General features: G+C 50.6%; 15 protein-coding genes. 8 read left to right on the top strand and 7 right to left on the bottom strand.

From position 1 onward, the window contains the following. Nucleotides 1–132: 132 nt before the first annotated feature. From JTE88_RS05955 to JTE88_RS05935, 5 genes are all read left to right on the top strand, one after another. Nucleotides 133–306, top strand: a complete 174-nt coding sequence (locus JTE88_RS05955; RefSeq protein ID WP_204423539.1) for a hypothetical protein — start codon at nucleotides 133–135, stop codon at nucleotides 304–306. Between the two features lie 84 nt (nucleotides 307–390). Then, nucleotides 391–1701, top strand: coding sequence for a branched-chain amino acid transport system II carrier protein (brnQ, locus tag JTE88_RS05950; protein ID WP_204423538.1), 1311 nt, complete (start codon nucleotides 391–393; stop codon nucleotides 1699–1701). A gap of 343 nt (nucleotides 1702–2044) precedes the next feature. Continuing rightward, nucleotides 2045–2872 carry a transporter substrate-binding domain-containing protein gene (locus JTE88_RS05945; protein WP_204423536.1) on the top strand — a complete coding sequence of 276 codons (828 nt, stop codon included), beginning with the start codon at nucleotides 2045–2047 and terminating at the stop codon, nucleotides 2870–2872. Beyond that, nucleotides 2872–3537 carry an amino acid ABC transporter permease gene (locus JTE88_RS05940; RefSeq protein WP_239519498.1) on the top strand — a complete coding sequence of 222 codons (666 nt, stop codon included), beginning with the start codon at nucleotides 2872–2874 and terminating at the stop codon, nucleotides 3535–3537. Before JTE88_RS05945 ends, JTE88_RS05940 begins: the two co-directional genes overlap by 1 nt. Then, complete coding sequence (locus JTE88_RS05935; protein ID WP_204423533.1) at nucleotides 3537–4283, top strand: amino acid ABC transporter ATP-binding protein; 747 nt, start codon at nucleotides 3537–3539, stop codon at nucleotides 4281–4283. Before JTE88_RS05940 ends, JTE88_RS05935 begins: the two co-directional genes overlap by 1 nt. A 106-nt stretch (nucleotides 4284–4389) precedes the next feature. On the opposite strand, the gene JTE88_RS05930 is transcribed toward JTE88_RS05935, so the two are convergent. The 4 genes from JTE88_RS05930 to JTE88_RS05915 form a co-directional block, all read right to left on the bottom strand. Continuing rightward, entirely contained in the window at nucleotides 4390–5202 is an 813-nt protein-coding gene (locus JTE88_RS05930; protein WP_204423532.1) for a hypothetical protein, read from the bottom strand. After that, nucleotides 5202–5906 carry an ABC transporter ATP-binding protein gene (locus tag JTE88_RS05925; RefSeq protein WP_204423531.1) on the bottom strand — a complete coding sequence of 235 codons (705 nt, stop codon included), beginning with the start codon at nucleotides 5904–5906 and terminating at the stop codon, nucleotides 5202–5204. The genes JTE88_RS05930 and JTE88_RS05925 overlap by 1 nt, the downstream gene beginning before the upstream one ends. Before the next feature lie 22 nt (nucleotides 5907–5928). Next, entirely contained in the window at nucleotides 5929–6285 is a 357-nt protein-coding gene (locus JTE88_RS05920) for a GntR family transcriptional regulator (RefSeq protein WP_204423529.1), read from the bottom strand. 88 nt (nucleotides 6286–6373) lie between these two features. Then, nucleotides 6374–7708 (bottom strand): LssY C-terminal domain-containing protein, encoded by a 1335-nt coding sequence (locus tag JTE88_RS05915; RefSeq protein ID WP_204423527.1) that lies wholly within the window; start codon nucleotides 7706–7708, stop codon nucleotides 6374–6376. Between the two features lie 162 nt (nucleotides 7709–7870). On the opposite strand from JTE88_RS05915, the gene JTE88_RS05910 reads away from it, so the two are divergent. The 3 genes from JTE88_RS05910 to JTE88_RS05900 all read left to right on the top strand — a co-directional run bounded on the left by JTE88_RS05910 (nucleotide 7871) and on the right by JTE88_RS05900 (nucleotide 10718). Beyond that, nucleotides 7871–8833: a metal ABC transporter substrate-binding protein gene (locus JTE88_RS05910; protein WP_204423525.1), complete on the top strand. Its 963-nt coding sequence runs from the start codon at nucleotides 7871–7873 to the stop codon at nucleotides 8831–8833. A gap of 257 nt (nucleotides 8834–9090) precedes the next feature. Beyond that, the gene (locus JTE88_RS05905; protein WP_204423524.1) at nucleotides 9091–9843 is read left to right on the top strand and encodes a metal ABC transporter ATP-binding protein; all 753 of its coding nucleotides are present in this window, start codon (nucleotides 9091–9093) and stop codon (nucleotides 9841–9843) included. After that, complete coding sequence (locus JTE88_RS05900; RefSeq protein WP_204423522.1) at nucleotides 9840–10718, top strand: metal ABC transporter permease; 879 nt, start codon at nucleotides 9840–9842, stop codon at nucleotides 10716–10718. Before JTE88_RS05905 ends, JTE88_RS05900 begins: the two co-directional genes overlap by 4 nt. Here the strand turns inward: JTE88_RS05900 and JTE88_RS05895 are convergent. From JTE88_RS05895 to JTE88_RS05885, 3 genes are read right to left on the bottom strand one after another with little or no spacing between them, the layout of a single operon-like run. Further along, on the bottom strand, nucleotides 10690–11343 hold the full coding sequence (locus JTE88_RS05895) for an HD domain-containing protein (RefSeq protein ID WP_204423520.1): 654 nt from the start codon (nucleotides 11341–11343) through the stop codon (nucleotides 10690–10692). The two genes, JTE88_RS05900 and JTE88_RS05895, sit on opposite strands and share 29 nt — an antisense overlap. Nucleotides 11344–11390: 47 nt before the next feature. Continuing rightward, complete coding sequence (locus JTE88_RS05890; RefSeq protein ID WP_239519497.1) at nucleotides 11391–12221, bottom strand: energy-coupling factor transporter transmembrane component T family protein; 831 nt, start codon at nucleotides 12219–12221, stop codon at nucleotides 11391–11393. Further along, nucleotides 12214–13980: an ABC transporter ATP-binding protein gene (locus JTE88_RS05885; RefSeq protein WP_204423517.1), complete on the bottom strand. Its 1767-nt coding sequence runs from the start codon at nucleotides 13978–13980 to the stop codon at nucleotides 12214–12216. Before JTE88_RS05885 ends, JTE88_RS05890 begins: the two co-directional genes overlap by 8 nt. Between the last annotated feature and the right edge of the window lie 25 nt (nucleotides 13981–14005).

Here is a 14005-nt window from a genome sequence, read left to right as displayed (position 1 = left end):
TCTTAAATATTGAGCGATGGTACACGTTTTTCGAAAATAATTTGGGTATTTCCTCAGTGAACCCTATTCTTAAGGTAAAGAAATAGTAGGTGGGGCATATGGCCTCAACGAGATGAAAGGAAGTGCTGAAAGATGAACAACGTCGTTGTTTCCTGCAATGTAGCACTTGTTACTGCGCTCTGTGGAGCTTGCAGTGTCCTCGTCTCGCTTGCGGTTGCTATCCCAATTGGTGTACTAGCATCTGTTTCGCTTGCTCTTGGCGCGATCGTCGACCCTGTCCGAGCACGACTTATTAAGGGGCGTTAAGCCCCCGTCCGCGATCTTCTTGGACACGTCTTTCGGCACAAGCGTGCTAGCTCATTTTTTCCTATTATGTAAAGGGTTAATCCCATGTTTTCTCAATCGTCAAGATCTATTTTGTTCTCCGGGTTTGCTCTGTTCGCCATGTTTTTTGGTGCAGGCAACCTAATTTTCCCGCCGATGATTGGTGTTAATGCTGGCGAATCTGCATATCCGGCAATCGCTGGATTCCTCGTTACTGGCGTCGCATTGACTGTCCTTGGCATGATTGCGGCTGGCACACTTCGGAAAAATGAAGTCCGGATAGCTGACCGCGTTGGTCGGCGGTTCGGCGCGGTCTTCACTACGGTGTTATTTCTTGTGATCGCGATGCTCTATGCAACACCACGTGTAGCAACTGTCAGCTTCGAAATGGGTGTTGTTCCGTTTGCTGGAGATGGCCAAATCGTCCTGGTTGTCTATACGGCAGTGTTCTTCGCGATCTGTTACGCATTAATTTTGCAACCGGCGAAGATTATTGAGCGTATCGGAGCCTATTTGACCCCCGCTTTGTTGGTGTTACTGGTAATTATGTCATTATCGTCCTATTTATTGCCGAACCTGAATCACGCGGCGAATGAATCGTATGCGCAATCTCCATTTGCTACGGGATTGATTGAAGGATACTTCACTATGGATTCCCTCGCGGCGCTCATGTTTGCTCCAGTTATTCTAGGAGCGTTGGCAAGTGCAGGTTTTGTCGGCAAAAAACTCTACGGGGGTATGGTCAAAGCCTCCGTGCTTGCCGGTGTACTGCTTGCTTTGACCTATCTCGGCTTAGTTAATATCGGAATAGTGGGCGACGGCGATAATGGCGCTGCGGTCATTACGAATGTTTCCCACGAACTCTTTGGCCGCCCAGGGCAAATGATCTTTGGCTTGATCGTTTTCCTTGCATGTTTAACTACAGCTCTTGGTCTGATGACCGCGTCAGTGGCTTACTTCAGCAAGCTCGTGCCTCAACTTTCCTCTCATACCTGGTTGATTATTCATGTTGTTGTTGCTTTTGGTTTGTCTAACCTCGGCCTGGATATCATCTTGATGCTCGTTGCGCCGTTGACTCAGCTCCTTTATCCGATCACGATCGCAGTTATTGTTGTTGCGTTGGTTGAAGCCTTCGCTGTTCGGTGTTACTTAACGTGGTCCTACCGTCTGGCTGCATACACTGCCGCAGCTTTGGCCATCCCAGAGGCGTTGAACGCCACCGGGATCAGTGCGTTTTCCTCGTTCCGTTTCTTCCTTGATCTTTTCCCACTGGGATACTTGCAGATGGCATGGCTCGTTCCTGCCCTAGTGGCACTCGTACTCGGTCTGGCTATTGACATGATTCTCAAACCAGCGACGTTGGCGCAAGAAGCCTAACAAGTTAACGGGATTGTCCCATTAGTGATTTGAGTCTGGTGGTGAGTAGCTATTGTGCACTACTCGCCACCAGATTTTGCGCTTGAGGCGTTTTCTATCTCTCATTGTGATGTGGCAAATAGACAGCTAGCGCTGTTTAAGTTAAAAATTTAATTATGTATATTTTTGAGATGATACGTTCCACGCCAAGTCACACCATCGGTGCAGCTTGTCTGCGTTTGTCTCAGTCTTCGTGTTGTGCTGCTTGATACTTTCATCGCTTGTTTTCCAACACATTTCTTGCATCACTTCCCCGCTGGGGAGCAAGTATGCCCTATTTTGTCACTCCTGATGAAAGGCAATCATGTCTATTATGAAACGCATTAGTGCAATTACTGGAATTTCGATGCTCCTTGCGGCATGTGCAGGCACCCAGGGATCAACAGCAAACGACACGACTATGCCAACGGATTTGCTTCAGGCAACGCAAGAAACCAAGACGATCACTGTCGGAACTGAAGGTACTTACCGTCCATACTCCTACACCGACGAACGCGGAAACCTCGTAGGTATCGAAGTAGATATCATGAAGCTTCTGGCTAAAGATCTTGGTGCAGAGGTTAACTTTACGGTTGCACCGTGGGACGGTTTGATTGCCGGAGTGGATGCCGGTAAGTACCCCGTCGTCATCAATAATCTCGCGATAAATGACGAACGTAAGAAAAAATACGACTTCTCTATTCCATACACCCGTGACGTGGCAAAGTTTGCTGTACGTGACGATTCGCCACTGCGTACAATCGACGACTTAACCCCGCAGCTCAAAGCTGCACAAAGTTCGACGTCGAATCTGGGTATGACTGCCAAGGATATCTACGGTTTGGGTATTGTTCCGGTTGATGGTTTCGTCCAGGCTGTGGATCTCGTAACTTCTGGGCGTGCAGATGTCACGTTAAATTCCCTCGCCACGTTCAAGCTCTATCAAGAAGAGAACGACGCAAGCCAGATTCGCTTGCTTGACGGTGAAGTTGCGACTCCAGATTGCTGCTCAATCCTCGTCGAGAAAGGCCAAGACGAATTTGTGACTGCGCTTAATGAAGCTATCGAGCGCCGCTTAGCAGATGGCTCAATTGCTGAAATCACTCGCAAGTATGTTGGCGAAGATATGTCAGCTAAGGTGAGTGCGCAGTGATGCATGCTGTGGAATTGTGGGTGGATTCGTTACCCACATTATTAGCTGCAACAATCAGTGTGACGTTGCCGCTAGCGGTTATTGCGTTTGCTTTTGCACTGATTATTGGTGGACTTGTTGCAGTTGTTCGGTTTGAGCGCATCCCAGTCTTAGCGCAGATCGGCGCGATATATGTGTGGATCTTCCGTGGCACTCCGTTGCTTGTTCAACTCTTCATTGTGTTTTATGGATTGCCTCGGGCAGGTATCGTACTTGAGGCGTGGCCGGTAGCCATTATGACGCTATCGTTAAACGCTGGTGCCTACACTGCAGAAGCGTTACGTGCAGGACTGAAAGCTGTTCCGCGCGGGCAATGGGAAGCAGGGCAGTCGTTGAATCTTACCCACCGGAAGATCCTCTGGCATATCGTTGCTCCCCAGGCATTTCGAATTTCTATCCCGCCGCTGTCGTCAGATTTCATTGATCTCGTTAAAGGAACGTCGCTCGTATCATCAATCACCTTGGTTGATGTATTCTTGCGGAGCCAACAGCTAGCAGCCATCACCTTCGAGCCGCTGTTACTCTATGTAGAAGTCGCAATGATTTATCTCGTCATTAATTCGGTGCTCACCGCGGGGCAACATGCGCTCGAAAAGCGAACATCGAAGTATGTGGAGACACGCTAATGCTTAACGTTACCGATTTGTATAAGACATACACCAGCAAAGATGGCGAACCAGTGCGTGCGCTTGACGGTGTATCGATCAATTTCGATCCACAGCAAACGACGGCGATTATTGGACCGTCAGGTTCTGGAAAATCAACGTTGTTACGTTCGCTGAACCTGCTGGAAACTCCCGAACAAGGCACGTTAAAAGTTTCTGACCGAGAGATTGAGTTTTCGAACCGGCTCTCAGCTGAAGATAAGCATGTGGTACGGGCACATTCGGCGATGGTCTTCCAAGATTTCCAACTTTTCGCGCATCTCAGTGTACTTGATAATGTCACGTTCGGACCGATACGTGCGTTAAACATTCCGCGCGCGCAGGCCGTGGAACAAGGTCGTGAACTGTTAGCCAAGGTTGGTCTAGCCGGGCGGGAAAAAGCTTATCCGTTTCAGCTTTCTGGTGGGCAAAAACAGCGTGTGGCAATTGCTCGAGCGCTTGCTATGAAACCAGAGTTCTTGTTGTGTGATGAGCCGACGTCGGCGTTAGACCCAGAACTGGCAGCTGAGGTGCGTTCCACGCTTCAAGATGTTGCACGTGGTCAAACTGCGTTAGTGTTGGTCACTCACGATATGGGGTTTGCGCGCTCAATCGCAGACCGAATCGTTTTCTTGCAAGACGGAAAAATTGAATACGACGGCCCCACTCAAGCGTTTTTTGCAGCGCCTACTGCACGTATTGAACGGTTCTTGGATTTGTTCTCGTAAACACTGGTCAAACACGAACTCGTGGCTCAGTAACAGGTGATGTTACTGAGCCACGAGTTCGTTGTAGGAGACCGAGGTTGAGACGCCTCGGTAGGGGCGGACGAGCTTAGCGCAACGACGTGCGGGCAATTGCTCGGATCCCGAACCAGATCAAGACGATCGTGAGAATTGGCAAGGTGATTAGTAAACCGATGCCGAAGAGTTCCGGCTGGCTATCAGTTTGAATCGAACGCACAATGCTTGGCAGCATCGGTTCCCAGGTCAAGGTTAAATCTGAGATACGCACCGAGATTGGAATGAGCAAGGTGCCGATAGCTCCCAGGACCTGATTCGCGAGGTAGAGCCCAGCAAACCCAATAGCGATATTCGACGCCCTTGAGCCGGTGAATCGACCCAGAGCACTAATACTCAATACTGCAGCTCCTTGGAGGATAATACTTGCCAAACCGAGCGTGAAGTAGAGTAGGGCGACCACAACCAACCAAGTGGGTTTACTTTGGAGGTATTCTTTATACGGTTCGAGGAATTGACCCAATGACATATCGTTTTCCCACGCATTGCTCAACGCCAGTGCCAAAAGAACAAGCATAGTCAAACCGAGGGCACGCAGTTCAACAAGGAATGCGAAGAGCGTTTTTGCCCAGAACAATTCACTTGGCTTCGCCGGAATCGTGTGTGTGAAGTAGCCGCGCTCGCCAGACATCGACTGCCAGTATTCGGCTCCCAACCCAATCATGATCACTACCGGCGTGCCAATCGCCGTCGCCACCATCGTGAAATAAGGAAACGCAGTTAAGCCTGGAATGTGCGGCAAGGAGACGACGAAGGAAACGATAGCGATCAAGCTAGCCGTCAGAAATATTGAGCTCAACCAGCTCTTTTGCGAGGTGAACTCTTGACGAAGAAGTAGCAAAAACATCAGTTCAATCCTTTCCGGCAAATACTATCGAGGGACATTCCATATTCCTCACGCAGATCGTCAACGTTGGCGTAACGGGCAACCTTGCCGTTGTTAATGAGGATGACATCGTCGAGAATCGCTTCGACGTCGGCAACTAGATGAGTGGAGAGCACCATGAGTGCTTCGGGGCTAAAGTCGCGCAAAATTCCGTTCAAAATAGTGCTTCGGGTTGCTGGATCGACACCCGAGATAGGCTCGTCAAGCAAGTAAATATCGGCATTGCGTGACATCGTTAGCGAGACTTGAACCTTCTCGTTCATCCCCTTAGACATCTCTTTGAGCTTCTTATCCAAGGGCAAGTCGAAGTAGTCCAGCAGATCATGGGCTTTGCGGATGTCGAAATCGGTAAAGAATCGAGCATACAGCCGGCATGCGTCACCAGCGGTCATCGTTTTGTTTAAGAACTGTGCCGAGGGTAAGAAGGCGAGACGTTTCTTTGTTTTTGGGCTAGGTGCGTATCCGGCAATCCTAACTGTCCCTTCCCAGTCGGAGAGTACACCAGCTAAAATTTTCATCAGTGTTGTTTTACCGGAACCGTTATTACCGATCAGGCCAATAACTTTTCCAGGATGTAAATCAAGCGAGACATCGGCTAGTGCGGTCGTCGATGCATAACGTTTGGTTAACCCTTCTATGAGAATAAGGGGTGTGGTCGGTTCCATCTCATGATCCTTCATGTGTTGCTCAATCGTTCCAGCGCTCGCGGATAAGCTCTATGGCTGCGTCGATGCTCAGGCCTAAGGAGACCATCGTTGTCACATGTTGGCTGGTTGCTTGACCGGCTAACTCGGATCGTTTGTGGGCGATCGTTCGCAGATCGGTTGTCACGAAACGACCCTGTGTGCGTTCGGTGGTGGTGAGACCTTCGTTATCGAGCTGGGTGAGTGCGCGTTGGATTGTGTTGGGGTTGACTCCGGCGTCCAGTGCTAGCTCACGGACGCTGGGAATCTTTGACCCTGCTGGCCATGTTCCAGTCACGATGTTGTGGCTGAAAGTGTCAACCAGTTGGATCCAGATTGGGCGAGAGTCGTCGACTGACATATTCACCTCTGTGTTGCTGTATTAATACACTAATACAATCTCATATTTTGCGAACTGTGTCAATCGAATAATACAGGTGTGGTGTGAGCTAGGAAATATGTTTACGCCGTCGCTCGTGCACCCAGCCCAGAATCTTCTCATCTGCGATAGTTACCAAAAACAAAACTGTCAGGCCAACAACCGAAAAAGTTGATTCTTCAGGCAGTAAAGTCCATGATGTGGCGAACAGTAGAAGAGTGGAAACGAGGGCTGAATAGCCCATCATTGTGAACCACGCCCAGCGTCGTCGGCGAAACGTGAGGAAAAGTAACGCTCCCAATATTGCGGCAAGTCCGGCGTAGGCCCATCCATATGGTTGGAAAGTCATAACTCGATATGCTGCTGTGGTGATGAGCAAAGTGAAGAAGACTGCGGCAAACCACAATGGAACAGGAGGGAGGGCGTGAGAATGCGGGCGCGTTTCTGGGGAGTTATACGGCGAGCGTTGGTCTGCTTGCGAGACGTCTACGACGGGGAGATGCCCGTCGGTGACGATAAGATCGCCTCCGCCATTCCAGGAATAGTACGATGTCGAAAAATGCTCGATGATTGAAACAGTACAGTGTGGATCTGCGTAGCGGATGGTGTTGATGACGAAATTGCGTTCGGCATCAATATCAGCGTCGATGCGGTGAGTTGCCTGCAAGGTGAAGAAGTTGATTCCAACCGCACGATCGAAGGACGCTGCGGCTACCCAGTCGACTTTTTCTCCACCGGGTGGTCGCCATCCTGCTGGCACTCGCCAAAACCGGATGTGGTGGCGTTGATACGTTGTTCCATCGACATCGCGTTGGAAACTGAAATTTTGTTTCCTGCCGAAGAGGTTGAGGTCGGAGACTGGGGCAGAAGGGTAAGGTGTGTGACGAAGAGTTGAAAGAACTATTTGTGTTCCGGAACGAATGTTGAGTGCGTCAGCTTCGACCCATCCGGCTTGGGCGAGGGCGGCCTTGAGGTCAGATTCTGTGCCGTTGAATGCTAGATTCACCGGATCCCCCAGAACGCCGTCGTTGGTGCGGGTTCTACCAATAAAATAATCCGGAACGTATAAAAATGTGAATATCTGATGGAGTCGCGGTAAAACAAAATACGTCATCGCAACCCAGAAGATGAGCAGGTTAATGTACCAAGAGCCACGGGTGGGGTGAAGAATGATGAGGATCATCAGCCAGCAGGCACTGAAAAGTGCGATCGCAACAAAAGAGAACATTGCGATGTGGTTAGCTGAGCGAAAACGTCGGCGTGGTGACGTGATGTTTCGAGAAATGTAGGCAGGGGGAAACTCTGGTAGTGGGTAGTGTTCTTTGGCGTTGTGGTCAGCAGGGGTAGATTCAGAGGGTGAAGAGTTAAACATATAGTCCATCTGAACCGTCCTGGTGATACACATAGAGGGGAGTTTCCTTGTTCTCAGTCTACCAAGGCTGGCGATTCTAACACCGATAACTAGTTTGTTGAATCTGGAATTGGGAATAAGTTCGATATGTGGTGTATTCAATGTTTGGGACCTTCGAACTCTCTTGCTTAGGGTAACCGTAGTAAGGTGATGAGTATGAATATCAAAAAAATTACGCGCGTTCTCCCAGCGCTCCTAGCGGGTTGCGCACTCGCTTTAACGGGATGTTCTTCGTCAACTGACTCCGCTACCAACGCCGAAGGTTCAACTGTTGATACCTCTGCAGCAGAGTCGACAGAAAAGCCAGTGGTGTTGACAACCTTCACGGTGATCGCCGATATGGCAAGCCAGGTCACTGGTGACAAGATGACCGTTCTCTCCATCACCGAGCCAGATGCGGAAATCCACGACTACCAGCCAACGCCAGAAGATATCAAGAAGGCTGAAAAGGCAGACGTTATTTTGAATAACGGACTTGGGCTCGAGCGCTGGTTTGAGCGATTTGTTGCTGATGTGGATGCCCCACACTTCGATCTTTCCGAAGGTGTTGAGCCGATTGCTATCGCCGAAGGCGAATACGAGGGCAAGCCGAACCCGCATGCCTGGATGTCTCCAGATTCGGCGTTGATCTATGTTGATAACATTGTTAAGGCAGTGTCGTCGATCGATAAAGCCAACGCCGATTACTACAAAGAAAATGGTGAGAAGTACAAGAAGGAACTTGCCGGCGTGAAGGAAAAGATGGAAAAGGAGCTCGCTTCGATTCCGGAAAACCAACGCGCACTGGTGACCTGTGAAGGCGCATTCTCTTACCTGGCTCGCGATATGAAGCTGACTGAAAAGTATCTGTGGGGAGTTAATGCCGAAGGTGCGTTGACTCCGCAGCGCATGGCTGACGTAGAAAACTTCGTCAAGGATTCAAAGGTTCCAGCTGTGTTCTGTGAGTCTACTGTTGATAACAAGATGCAACCAGTCGTGGAAGCAACCGGAACCCCATTTGGTGGCGTTCTCTACGTTGATTCGCTTACCGATTCTGACGGCGATGTGCCAACTTATCTCGATCTTCTGCGTTACGACGCAGAGACCATCACAAAGGGTTTGACTGGCAAGGCTCAGTAATCCTCTCCGGTGGTGGACCTCCGAAATAATTTATGACCGACATGCCCTGTTCTTGGAACTTGCATGTCGGTCATAAATTATTTGTTTCTAGGGCAGAAGTCCTCACACGCATCACAATGTTCGTGACGTCGAACATTTAACTTGATCTTATATGTGACCTTATTCTTGCATGCGGTAAAGTTGGTGCCGAATAGCATGCGAGCTACTGTTCAAAGATGTTAGCCGTAAAACGCTTGTTAGGTGACTAAGGATAAAAAGTGGATACACAGAATCTTGTTTTAGATGTGCGAAACGTGCATGTCGCCTATGGTGAGGTTCGTGCACTAACCGGCATTGACTTCGCAATTGACAGCGGAAAAATTTGTGCCATTGTGGGCATGAACGGCTCCGGAAAATCCACATTCTTCAAATCCATTATGGGGCTAGTGCGCTACCAGCAAGGCGACATCAGAATTGTTGGGCAAAGCTCCCTCGATGCCCGGCGTGCCGGCAAAGTTGGCTACGTTCCACAAAACGAAGAAATCGATTCCCGATTCCCACTCTCAATTTATGAGGTCGTCATGATGGGACGCTACGGACTGATGGGACCACTCCGCAAACCAAGCGATGCAGACCGGGCAGCCGTTAACCATGCACTCGACGTCGTCGGACTCACCGATCTTGCCGACCGACCCATCGGCGCCTTATCAGGTGGTCAACGTAAGCGAGCCTTCGTCGCACGTGCAGTGGCACAAGGCGCCGAACTGATGTTACTCGACGAGCCGTTCGCTGGCGTTGATTACACGTCTGCTGGCGTCATTACCGAACTTTTACAAGAGCTGGCAAAAGCTGGGGCAACCTTGCTAGTTTCTACCCACGACTTATCAGCAATCCCAGACTTTGCTGATGAAGTAGCGTTACTTAACCGAAAAATTGTCGGCCGAGGTGACCCACGTACCACCCTCAACGCAGAGAATCTCAAAATAGCTTTTACTCAACCAGAAGGTCTTTCTCAGGAGTCGTACGCATGAGCGCAGAATGGTTTTATGCCACGTTTATTGAAATGTGGACACACACATTTATGGTTCGCGGTTTTGCGGTGACAGTTCTCGCGGCCTCGGTATGTGCGTTGTTGTCGTGCTGGTTGGTACTCGTGGGCTGGTCGCTTATGGGCGACGCGCTCTCGCACGCAGTGGTTCCTGGCATCGTTATCGCCTACATTTTAGGATTCCCGTTCTCCATCGGAGCGTTTATTGCCGCACTGATCTGTGTGGGGCTGATCGCGGTTCTGCGCAACGGTTCTGGCCTAAAAGAAGACACCGTGATGGGCGTAGTGTTTACAACAATGCTTGCTTTAGGACTTGTGCTTATTTCGGTGTTTCCGAGCCAGATCCACCTCCAACATGTCATTTTTGGTGACTTGCTTGGAATTACGCAATCAGACCTTTTACAGGTAGTGATTTTGGCACCACTTGCGGCCGTGATCGTTATTCTGAAGCGTCGCGATCTGACATTGTTCGCTTTCGATCCGATTCATGCCAGCGCGATCGGACTGTCAACCAGGCGGTTATCTGCCTTGCTTTTAACCTGTTTAGCGATGACCGTGGTGGTGGCTATGCAAGCTGTTGGTGCCATTTTGATTGTGGCCCTGTTGATCATCCCGGGTGCCATCGCATTTTTAATGACCTCGTCATTTAAACGAATGCTATGGATTGCCCCGCTCATGTCGGCTTTAAGTGTCACGATTGGTATTTATTCGTCCTACTGGTACAACATGGCTTCGGGGGCTGCAGTTGTTCTGGTACACGGAATCGTCTTCTCCATCGTGTACGTGTTTTCGCCACGCGGATTAGATATCCTGCACCGGATCAGCAATCTTATGCTTGCCCGTTCCACTCGTTCTTAAAGTTTTCGACGAAGGAGCGCATTCGCTCATTTCGTAACTCACCGATGCGCTTTGCCGGTTCGGTGTTGAGCGTTTCAACAAGAGTGAAGAGCTTTTCGTAGAAGTGGTTAATCACGCTGGTGTGTTCACGATAGGTGGATTCGTCGCTCAGATCACGGGGCAGGAGTTGCGGATCGTAGAGCAGATCGCCGTGCTTTCCACCGTAATAGAAGGCGCGTCCGATTCCGATGGCCCCAATTGCGTCGAGTCGATCTGCGTCTTGAACGATCTGCCCATTCAAGGTTAGTTCGTGGCGCCTCGCAATATTTTTCGAAAACGACATGTGGTCGATGATGTCGAAAATTTCAGCACTCTCGTCTCCGCTGAACTCTAAGGTAGTGAGATAGACAGCTAGGTTGGCGCGGGCCCCATCGACATCGGCAACAACTTTCGGATCGATCAGATCGTGCACATAGGCGGCCGTGAAGATAATATCCGGGTTAATAAGTTCCGGATCCATCTCGGCAATAATGAGCTCACATAACCCAACTACACGATTAATGTGGTCCATTCCATGACCGGTCCGATCGGCGTCGTAAACACGGGCACAATAGGTACGGACATCATCTAATTCGATACGAGACATGGTTCTCCTGACCTCGATGAGGATCGTTTAGACTCAACGAACGAGAACTAAACGAACGGGTTCCAAAAACGACCACCGTTGACATACTGCAACCAGATCGCTACCCCTACGATAGCAATACTGGCCAGAATAATAAGCCAATCGCCCAATCGCAGTGGGCGTGCAGACCACCAGGTACGCTTTTTTCGGCTACCAAATCCGCGCAACTCCATAGCTGCTGACGTTGTTTCGATGCGGTCGAGGGAACCGAACAGGAGCGGCATGAGTACAGCTAGAAGGTTCTTGGCGCGTTCCCCGAGCGGAGCTTTGCGTGAGGCGTCCAAACCGCGGGCCTGCTGGGCTATCGAAATAGTCTCATAGTCGCGTTGCACATCGGGAATGTAGCGCAACGCTAGAGAAACCGAATAGGCGAAACGGTAGGGGACACCGAGGGAGTTGAGAGAGGCGGCAAATTCCGGTGGCGGGGTAGTGGCAATAAACAGCAGAACACCGGGCAGCACCGCGAAGTATTTCAACGTCACCAATGCCTGGTAAAATAGTTGCTCCCACGTCAACACCCAGCGGCCTGGGCCAGCCACGATAATATGTTCTGTGCCGAATAAGGACACGCCGTAGCGTGGGGCGAACACAAAAATCAGCAGGTTGTTGAGCAGCATGAAAGTCAGAATAATGAGCAACACAACTTTCAGATCGCTGAGCTTGATCCGTGACACTGCCCAAAGAACCATCGACAGCGCAGACAGTGCAAGGAGGAGCCGGGCATCGAAGGTGAGCATAGCGGCAAGCACCAGCGCCCCAACTAAGATAAGTTTTGCGGTGCCGGTGAGGCGGTGGAGGAACCCGGGGCGATCCACATATCCGAGAACTGCTTTAGCCACGTGTATCGTCTCCTTGCTCCGCAACCGCTGAACGGCGTACCTGGCGATCAACATTCACAAATGCTTGCACAAGTTTCGAAGCGTCAGGATAGCCAACCCGCCGAGCTAGTTCGTAGAGCCCGGTGGTGACGAGATCAGCCTCTGTGCTGATTCCTTCGTTAGTGAGGACGTTTGCTGGAACGTCGTCGGCGATAATTTCTCCGTGAGCCATAGCGATCACTCGCGAGGTGTACTCTAACGCCAAATGCATATCGTGGGTGATGAGGACGACGGTGGTTCCGTGTTCATTCAGCGAGACAAGGAAGTCCATAAACTCGGTATAGTGCGCGAAATCTTGGCCGGCAGTTGGTTCATCCAAGATAAGCACGTCCGGGTTGAGTGCCAGGATCGCGGCAATCGTGACGCGTTTCTTTTGGCCGTGGCTCAACGCCGATAGCGGCCAGTTACGGTATGGCCACAAGCCACATATTTTCAACACGTTATCGCGGCGTGGCACGCGTTCGTCGTCGGCTACTCCGTGGGCATGTAGTCCCAACTCAATCTCTTCTATGATTGTGGTCCGTGAGAGCATGTGGCCGGGCTCTTGCAACACGAAACCTACGCGTTGACCGCGCTCGGCAATAGACCAGTGGGCAGTATCTTTACCAGAAATAACGATTTTTCCAGACTCAATGGGAAGGAATCCGCAGATAGCTTTCGCGAGTGTGGATTTTCCGGCACCGTTGGATCCGACGATGGACACCATCGAGCCATGATTGATTGCCGTCGAAACATTGGTCAAGACACGGTTGGGTGTTTCATCTCCGGCGTAGGAGACAGTAATATTGGATACCGCGAGGGCCGGGGTGGACTCGGCCGCTGGAACCACTGGCATAATCCCATTTGCATGAGCCCACCGATGGATTTTTTCGACGTCGGACTGCGAGAGTCTCACGGTGCCGACAGATGCTGGGAGCATATCTGCTGTGACAGTGACTCCGGCGTACTTCAGAGCAGATACGTGCAGGGGAGGGCGAATACCATGTTCTTCCAGTAGTGAAGAGGCCAGTAATTCATCGGGTGTAGATATTGAAACAATACGCCCATGATCCATGAGCACTATTCGATCAACTGGACGGTGAAGCACGTCTTCAAGCCGGTGCTCAACGATCACCACTGTTTTGCCGTGGATTGTTTTGAGGTCGTCAATCAGATCAATACTCGAACGCCCCGAAGCTGGATCGAGCATAGCTAGCGGTTCGTCGAATAACAAGATATCGACGTCGTCAACTAAAACTCCGGCCATAGCGACGCGCTGCTTTTGTCCGCCAGAAAGTTCGTGGGGAGCATGGTTGAGGAACTCTGCCATCCCAACGATTGCGGCAGTCTCGCGTACCCGTTGCGGCATCTGGTGAGTGGGAATGGCTTGGTTCTCTAGCGAAAACGCAATATCGTCGGCGACGGTGAGGCCGACGAATTGACCCGTTGTGTCTTGTAAGACGGTGCCCACATGAGTGGAGATATCAACCAACGGAACCTCACGCGGATCAAGTCCGGCAACTGTGATATCGCCAGTGACTTCACCCGAAAAGTAATGGGGAACCAGGCCGTTGATGAGCCGCATGAGAGTGGACTTACCTGACCCAGAGGCACCCACGATCGCCACTTTTTCACCCGGAAAAATATCGAGTGAAATATCGCAGAGGGTAGGAGCAGATTGCGCACGGTACTGGAAAGTTACGTTCCGTAGCGAAATCACAGGCTGGGTCAGGTAGGTCATTAATGTTCTCTTTTAACAGTAGGGT

This window comes from Arcanobacterium phocisimile, assembly GCF_016904675.1.
Classification (GTDB): domain Bacteria; phylum Actinomycetota; class Actinomycetes; order Actinomycetales; family Actinomycetaceae; genus Arcanobacterium; species Arcanobacterium phocisimile.
Note: the sequence above shows the minus strand (reverse complement) of the source record. Positions and strands in the feature narration are given on the sequence as shown.

What these genes read in the sequence shown, in the direction of transcription:
- JTE88_RS05955 (WP_204423539.1), top strand. Translation starts at nt 133, where the DNA reads ATGAACAACGTCGTTGTTTCCTGCAATGTAGCACTTGTTACTGCGCTC.
- brnQ (WP_204423538.1), top strand. Translation starts at nt 391, where the DNA reads ATGTTTTCTCAATCGTCAAGATCTATTTTGTTCTCCGGGTTTGCTCTG.
- JTE88_RS05945 (WP_204423536.1), top strand. Translation starts at nt 2,045, where the DNA reads ATGTCTATTATGAAACGCATTAGTGCAATTACTGGAATTTCGATGCTC.
- JTE88_RS05940 (WP_239519498.1), top strand. Translation starts at nt 2,872, where the DNA reads ATGCATGCTGTGGAATTGTGGGTGGATTCGTTACCCACATTATTAGCT.
- JTE88_RS05935 (WP_204423533.1), top strand. Translation starts at nt 3,537, where the DNA reads ATGCTTAACGTTACCGATTTGTATAAGACATACACCAGCAAAGATGGC.
- JTE88_RS05930 (WP_204423532.1), bottom strand. Translation starts at nt 5,202, where the DNA reads ATGTTTTTGCTACTTCTTCGTCAAGAGTTCACCTCGCAAAAGAGCTGG.
- JTE88_RS05925 (WP_204423531.1), bottom strand. Translation starts at nt 5,906, where the DNA reads ATGGAACCGACCACACCCCTTATTCTCATAGAAGGGTTAACCAAACGT.
- JTE88_RS05920 (WP_204423529.1), bottom strand. Translation starts at nt 6,285, where the DNA reads ATGTCAGTCGACGACTCTCGCCCAATCTGGATCCAACTGGTTGACACT.
- JTE88_RS05915 (WP_204423527.1), bottom strand. Translation starts at nt 7,708, where the DNA reads ATGTGTATCACCAGGACGGTTCAGATGGACTATATGTTTAACTCTTCA.
- JTE88_RS05910 (WP_204423525.1), top strand. Translation starts at nt 7,871, where the DNA reads ATGAATATCAAAAAAATTACGCGCGTTCTCCCAGCGCTCCTAGCGGGT.
- JTE88_RS05900 (WP_204423522.1), top strand. Translation starts at nt 9,840, where the DNA reads ATGAGCGCAGAATGGTTTTATGCCACGTTTATTGAAATGTGGACACAC.
- JTE88_RS05895 (WP_204423520.1), bottom strand. Translation starts at nt 11,343, where the DNA reads ATGTCTCGTATCGAATTAGATGATGTCCGTACCTATTGTGCCCGTGTT.
- JTE88_RS05885 (WP_204423517.1), bottom strand. Translation starts at nt 13,980, where the DNA reads ATGACCTACCTGACCCAGCCTGTGATTTCGCTACGGAACGTAACTTTC.